Origin of the sequence: Psittacicella gerlachiana (assembly GCF_003585965.1) — a bacterium.
GTDB classification, from domain to species: Bacteria; Pseudomonadota; Gammaproteobacteria; order Enterobacterales; family Psittacicellaceae; genus Psittacicella; species Psittacicella gerlachiana.
In genome coordinates this window covers 1-6,789 of sequence record NZ_NRJF01000052.1, presented here as the reverse complement: position 1 = coordinate 6,789, position 6,789 = coordinate 1, and the positions used below count along the sequence as shown (strand labels likewise).

The 6,789-nt window shown below is 34.5% G+C and carries 2 protein-coding genes; both read left to right on the top strand.

The annotated features are described in order from the left end of the window. Positions 1 to 12 precede the first annotated feature (12 nt). Positions 13 to 1,212: a restriction endonuclease subunit S gene (locus CKF59_RS02060; RefSeq protein ID WP_119534326.1), complete on the top strand. Its 1,200-nt coding sequence runs from the start codon at positions 13 to 15 to the stop codon at positions 1,210 to 1,212. Between the two features lie 205 nt (positions 1,213 to 1,417). Continuing rightward, positions 1,418 to 6,523, top strand: coding sequence for a helicase C-terminal domain-containing protein (locus tag CKF59_RS02055; protein WP_119534325.1), 5,106 nt, complete (start codon positions 1,418 to 1,420; stop codon positions 6,521 to 6,523). Positions 6,524 to 6,789: the final 266 nt, after the last annotated feature.

Genomic DNA, 6,789 nt, shown 5'->3' with positions numbered 1-6,789 from the left:
TATTTATGATTTATGAAAAATCCAAAACTTAGATTTAAAGATTTCAATGATAAGTGGGAACACAATAAACTAGAAGTCTTTTTAATCAAAAATTCAGAAAGAAATAAAGATTTAAAAATCAATTTTATCGAGAGTGTTTCATGTAAGTTTGGTTTTATATCCCAAGATGAATTATTTTCTGATAGAAAAATGTATGGAAAAGATTTATCAAAATATATAGTAGTTCAACCTACTTATTTTGCATATAATCCAATGGCTTTGAGTTCAGGATCAATAGCATATAAAGAATTGAATGATAACGTATCAATTGTATCCCCTGATTATGTTAGTTTTACAACAAATGATTTAATGAATCAAAGTTTTCTATGGTATTGGATTCATACAAAAAACTTTGAAAACCAAAGAATTGTCTTAACTAGTGGTGGTGTAAGAAGTAGACTATATTTTGAATCTCTAGTACAGATGCAAATAAATGTACCATCTTTAGAGGAACAAAATTATATAGGATCATTCTTTAAAGATTTGGATCATATTATCACTGCAACTAAACATAAAATTGATAAGCTAAATGATCTAAAATCAAATTTACTAGAAAGTTTGTATTGTAATAATCATCAAAAGACTCCAAATCTTAGATTTGAAGGTTATACAAATCAATGGGATAGTGTTAGTTTTTCAAAATTACTAACTAGATACTCATCAAAAAACAAAGATCTAAAAATAACTTACGTAGAAACTATATCTAGTAAACACGGATTTATCGCTCAAGAAGACTACTTCCAAAGCTTAAAAGTAGCTAGTAAGGATCTATCAAATTACTCTATCATTGAGCCAGGTTCTTTTGCATATAACCCTGGCTGGATACATGTTGGTTCTATAGCATACAAAAAGTTTAATGAAAAAGTATCTATAGTTTCTCCTCTGTACATTTCTTTTAAGGCAAATGAACTTATAGATAATGAATTTTTAATATACTGGTTTAGAACTTCTGAATTTGAACGAATCAGATCCTTAAGTACATCTAATGGCGTAAGATATAGATTTGACTATAGTTCTTTTATCAAATTCAGCATAAAAATGCCGAGTTTAGAAGAGCAAATTAAAATCAGAAATCTATTAAATGATGTAACATCTTTAATTAAAATTAATGAACAATATCTAGGAAATTTAGAAAAACAAAAACAAGCATTACTACAAAGAATGTTTGTTTAGTCCTTCACAATTAAAACTTTAATAGTCTAGCTCCCGAGGCTAGACTATTTTCGTATATCTTACATAAAAAACACTCTTAAATTACGTAAACTCTAGTAAAATATACATAGATACGTAGTAGGCATGCCACTACATTTTCAGTTTTAGGAACTTAAGACTAATTTATTATTTTTAAGTGGAAATTTTTCGTTTTGTGAGGAACTCTATGTCGATAAAGTCTTATGTACAGGCTTTTTTCATTATCGCAGCTCGTACCAAACCAGATAGATACAAGTATCGTCCCGAACAAGTTGAACTCGCTTGTGCCATTGCCGATCATTTAGCGGCCGCTTCTACGCCTAGTCTCAAAGACAAGCGTATGCGTAATATTATTGCTAATCTCATTAAAGACAATCAAAGCTCAAGTCTTGATGCAGAATTAGAAGAGCAATTTTTTGTTAATAAACAAAGAAAAAATGAACTCGAAGCCCAAAGTAAAGATCAAGAAGATGTAGATCAAGCCTTAAAAATCTATAACTTTCTCGATCAAGCAGTTGAACAAGCAAAAAATTATCATAGTTTACTCCTTAACGAAGTTGCGAACTTTGATGATTACAACTATGATCCCAATCGTGATGTTGACGATGACGACGATTCCGATAACGAACCTTTAAAGTTTGCTGGTGTTGACGATGAATCTCCAGAACTCCAAAAAAATCTCACTTTAAATCGTAACTTAAGTTCTTTAGATAATGTAGAGCTACGTCTTGCGGTTATTGAAGCTTTTCGGGCTTTAGCTTATGAGCAAGTTCTTGAACTCAAAGAAGAACAACAAAAACGTACCATGCAAAGAGTTGCTTACCGAGCAATTCAACGTTCTTTAGCTCAGTATTTACCCTCAAAAACTAACGAACAACTACAAAAGCAAGACGATAAACAATTAGATGCTCGTCTTGAGGTTCTAAATAAGCTCTTTAGTCACGACCAAAGTAAAGATATTTTTACTTTAGCTCATCAAATAAAAGACGAAGATAAAGAATTAGCTCAAGCGGTACAAAAAGCTCTTGAAAAAATTAGTCTTACCTCTGAACTCGAGGGTGAAACTAGTGTTGACGAAGAGCAAATTTCAGAAGTACTGCAACCTAAAAGCCTTGCAACAACTTCGAACTCTAAGCAAGATGAAGTTGCAATAGCTTCAGCTCCTGATAATAATTTACGTCTCGCAGCTCGCACTTTCTTAAATACCCAAAGCAAGCAAATTAAGTATGATTTAAATACTTTAGTTAGAGAAGCTCCTACCGGAACTGGTAAATCTTTAGCTTACCTAATTCCAATTTTGTTTTCTCAACAAAAAGTAATAGTTTCTACTTACATGAAATCTTTGCAAGAACAACTTAGCAATGAGTTACCTGATCTCATTTTGCAAGTAAAAGAAATTGCTAATAAAGCCAAAGTTTTACAAGCAAATATTGACCGTAAATTTAAAGAACTTGAAACCAATAATCCTGAGGAAGCTAAACGCCAAAAAGAACAGGTTGCTCAAACTCGTACTGAGATCGAAGCCAACCTCAAAAAAGGAATCGTGGTTCAAGATCCTCAAACTCTTGATCTAAGAGCTTTAGATTTAGATTGGAAACTTGATCATTTAGGGCAAGGAGTAAAACATTTAGTGTTTAAAGGGCAAAGTAACTACTTTTGTCCTCGAGCTTTAGGATTTTTAAAGGAAACTAATGACCCTGAACACGAAAACAAGTATTCACTGCTCAATAGTCTTTATGAAATCAAAAAGAAAACGGGAGCTAATGAAACTACACTTACGGCTTTAACCAATAAATCTATTATCCATGAAGGTAAAGAAGTGAACTTCTCTTCTTACCTCCTTAATACCCTAGATGCTTGGTATCAAGATAGTAAAGATCCAACTAAGTTAGACTTTGAGAATATTCCAAGTAAAATTCGGATTACCGAAGAACAAAGATCTTTTCTCTTTTTAAATCGTCCTGAATGTAGTGGTAATGCTTGTTCTTTTGTTGAACAATGCCCTTACTTTAAAGTAAGAGAAAAAGTAAAAGAATCTCAAATAGTCATCGTCAATCACAATACCTTATATTCACAATCTGATCGTTTATTCCTTGATCAAAAATATAATGCAGTAATTGTCGACGAGGCGCATAACTTACCTCATGTTCTTGTCAATGCCGAGGTTACTCGTTTTACACTTGAGGAAATGATCAATCTTCTTAACGACATTAAACGAGATCTAACTTCGAGTTCGCTCTTAAAAGTTTCCGCTTGTGATCTTGTTGCACCTTTACATGATTTTCATCAAGATCTCGTAGCTCACTTTCCCGATTACGTGGATAGCCAAGCTTTATATGAAAGCCAAGAATTTGCTCAACAAGCTCCAGCTATGTTACCTGGGGTAGATTATATCCCTGTGGCTTGGTTTCTAACCCAAGAGGCTTTTCATGCTTTTCAAGGACATAATAATACCTCTGACAAAGGGGAGGTTAACTTCTTTGCCAGCCAGTTACAGCAAGCTTTTGCTTCTATGGCTGCTAAAGAATACCAAATGTATGTCAACAATGCCTCTTTATGGCCAAAAGCTGAATATGCGAACCTAACTCCAAGTTTATATAGTTTATTTGCAAATTATGATAATCATAAACTCTTGGGAGGCAATGATACGAGTTTAATTAGTAGTCTGAGTGCTTTAAGTGTCCCTGCAGAATCTCGATTAGTGGTAAGAACCCAAAAATGGCGTCAAGGACACCAAGAAACACTATCCGGAGTCGATCCTGAGTTCTCTTTTTGGCTTAACCCTTTACAAGTGGCTACCAATGTAAAAAAACGTTTTGGACAAGGAGTTAACTTTGCCAATGCTTTTAAAAGTGTGCTTGAACATCTAAATTCAGGTAAGGATTTAGATAAAATCAAAAACAAAGATACGAGCAAAAGCAAAACTTCAAGCTCGAATACTTTAGTGCAAAATGATCTTTTTGCGAGTATGCGTCAAGATGAACAGGTTGAAGTGGATCGTCAAGGTAAGGTTACCTCCAGTGCTCAAGAAGAAATTAGTGGGATGATGCTTATTAACTCTCAAGGCGAAGAGTTAAAGTTTACTAACTATAGTTTTCGGGCTTTAAGCTTGCCATCAGGACATGCTATTGAGAAAGGACGAGAAATGATCCATGAATTGCTTGCTCCAAGTATTGCTCTCTTAGAGCAAAAACGCCTACAAGCAATGCACAAGGTTTATGAATATCGTCATCAACAATGGCAGGAAAAATTCCAACTTGAAGCTCAACAAAATGAACTCAAAACCCAAGAGAAACTGCTTGAAGCTCTACAAAGTTATGCTCAAGAGTTAATTGACGTAGAAGCAAAATATGGCGATAAAGCTAAACAAGCTCAACTCCCAAAACTTATTCGTAGCTACCTCAAGGAAGAATCAGATCATCCTCTTGTTCTTGAGTTTAAACAAGCTCTAGAGGAAGTAAAATTACCTCAAGAGCTCGAGAGTTTTACTCCTAAACTTCACTTAAATAACATTAATAGCCAGCTTAGGCGTCAAAGAGAAAAGGTTGAAGCTCTAAATACCAAAATTAGGCAAATCAAAGAAGCCGAACCTATAGCTCCTCTTACGTTAGAACAAATCCAACGCAAAAAGAACTTTAATAAAGGTGAATTGGCTTCGATGCGAAGCCTCGTAAACAAAGGCTTAAATAAACAACTGCAAGAGATCAAACTCGAAATTGAACGCCTCAAAAACAGCATGCGTCGTTTAAACGATACCATTCTCTATATTGGACAAAATATTCATGATCGTGAAGTTGAGAATAATAATGTAAATTACCTTAACTACACCACCAAAGAATATTGCTGGGCAGAGTTAGCGTTTAATCCTCTGCACATGGCTGCTCCAAGTAAAGAGCAAATGCTCTATCGTAAACTTAGCGATCCTTGTGATCTTGCGATTCGCCCAGCTTGGAGTTTACCAGGCAATCTTGTAACTAAACAAACTAATTTTTGGTTACAAGATGAACCTCAACCTCAGCCTTGGCAATTAATGTATGGGTGTTATACTCGGTTACGTCGCCTCTATGAAAAAGTTAAACCGGCATTAATCAATAAAATCCAAGAATTAATGCAGCATGTGAGTGAGATGGAAGATGAACTCAAAAAAGAGAAAAAAAGTGGTGAAGGAGTGCCTGATAAAGAAGGGTTAGAAACAAGTAAAAAAGAACTTTTTGATTACCAAAAAACTTTAACTTCGCTAAATGACCTCTATCAACTCTTTCAATACTTTAGTTTATATCCAGGTTATACCGATACAAAAAAAGAAAAATATCCTTATGTGTTTATCGATACTAACCCCCATCGTAACCAAGTAAACTTTTTCTTAAAACCACTAGAAGCTCATCTTGGCTTTGCGAAGTTGCGAAACAACTTAAAGAACAGTAAATGGATTCTTACCTCTGCGACTTTAAGTATTGGTCAAGATTGCTCACGCTTTACCCAAACGCTTGGTATTAAGTATGCCAATATAGGTATTGTCGCTTCTCCTTTCCGTCATCACAAGCGAGCTTACTTCTATGTACAAAACAGTCGCAGTAAGCAAATTGTGAGTGCTGATACAGCGGAATTAATCTTTAAGAACAAAGGCCGCTGTCTCTGGCTTTGTACTTCTAACTATCGAGTGAAACAAGTAGGACAAGAACTCCAACGCTTACTTGATGCCAAGGTAGAAGAGCAAATTATGCAAGAGTTTGCCGCCCGAAATCTTGTGCCTACACGTGCGGAAAAAGATCGTGAACTCGAGTCTCGTAAATTTAATGTGCTGCAACAAAGTCGTGAGGTAAGTAATAAGTTCTTAGTTAACTCGCTTAAGGAAGAAGAAAATACCGTTATCGTCGCTACGAGATCTTTCTGGGAAGGAGTGGATATTAAAGGGGATAAACTCTCTTTACTTATTCTCGATAAGTATCCTAATCCTCAACTCAATGCTTACTACAATACTTTAAACCATCTGTATCGTCATAATCCAAACTACTATTATGAACAATACTATAATGCCGATGGCTATATGGTATTTAAGCAAGGGATAGGGAGATTAATTCGTACTGAAGATGACTTTGGCTTAATTATGCTCCTCGATAATCAAAAGAGTTCATATTTACAAAAAGTGATGCCGTTAGACTATCCTAACTATGAACTTGACTTCCAAGGCAACTTACAAAAAGCCTTACACTTCCTTGATGAGCAAGAGTTTTATTATCAACAAAGAACTCGTCAGTCACAAGAGCCGAGTTTGGAGGGTAAAGAAAATTAGTTAGACATTGTATCTAGATCTCTCAAACTTAATAAAGTTTAATCTTTGTGATTTACCAACTCAAAAGGTACTTTTATTTTATATTTATTCATAAAAGTAAAGACGCAGGGTTTGTACCTTGCGTCTTTACTTTTTCTTAAACTTTAAAGAGTTTATCAACTTTAAAGCAACGACTCTTTAATATAGTTGCTAAGCAAAATCTATCATTTAAAAAGTCATTTTTAACAATAAATAACCAAACTTGATTAAAGTTGTAAGTATTACAT